The sequence below is a fragment of the Rhodococcus sp. T9N genome (assembly GCF_024436645.1).
In the GTDB taxonomy this organism is placed as follows: domain Bacteria; phylum Actinomycetota; class Actinomycetes; order Mycobacteriales; family Mycobacteriaceae; genus Rhodococcus_F; species Rhodococcus_F qingshengii.
On sequence record NZ_JAMSKS010000074.1, the window covers coordinates 1 to 605 of the forward strand.

The 605-nt window shown below is 61.5% G+C and carries 1 protein-coding gene; it reads right to left on the bottom strand.

Annotated elements, in window-relative coordinates:
* Positions 1–61: 61 nt before the first annotated feature.
* The gene (locus M1L53_RS33080; RefSeq protein ID WP_261949520.1) at positions 62–469 is read right to left on the bottom strand and encodes a hypothetical protein; all 408 of its coding nucleotides are present in this window, start codon (positions 467–469) and stop codon (positions 62–64) included.
* Between the last annotated feature and the right edge of the window lie 136 nt (positions 470–605).

The following is a 605-nucleotide window of genomic DNA, read 5'->3' on the forward strand; positions in this document are numbered from 1 at the left end:
GATGCCGAAAGCTGTTGCGGTGGAGGTGAAGTGATACCTGAATTTTACCAGGCCGCTCATGCTATTTCACCTCGGTTTCGGTTGGCGCAGAATCGATTTCGAATGGATCGCCGTAGCCCGCTTCTCGTAGAAGTTGGGCGTAATCGGCCAGCGGCATGATGGCGAGCCGGTGCGGCGGCTTACCTCCAGGGCGGGAGCGCTTCCATGTCAGGAATGCGTGCACCGCCTTCGATCGCCGCTTCTGGTCGTCGAGTTCTCTCAGCCATGCGGTCCAGTTTGGGGTTGCGACATTCTTGACTTGGGCGATCACGCTGGGCGCGAGGCCGACAGCGTTGTCGAGGAAGATGTCGCCTTGGTCTTCGGCCCTGCCTGCCCTGGTTCGTTCGGCGTGGGGGAATCCTGCGGCGCGGAGGATGGCGAGGACTGCCCGCTCCTCGGTGTCACCCTTGGCTTTGTTGCGGTTCGTCATTTCTCCACCTCGACCCATCCGAGGTGGTAGGTGACACCTTTGCGGAGGTGGAGTTCTGCGTCGATGAGGTAATGGAGATCTTCGGCGGCGTCTTGGCGTGTGTCGTAGGGGCCGCGTACGTCGTCGGGGGTGGTGG

Excerpts from the sequence above, each read along its gene's own strand:
- M1L53_RS33080 (WP_261949520.1), bottom strand. The coding sequence starts at position 469 with ATGACGAACCGCAACAAAGCCAAGGGTGACACCGAGGAGCGGGCAGTC.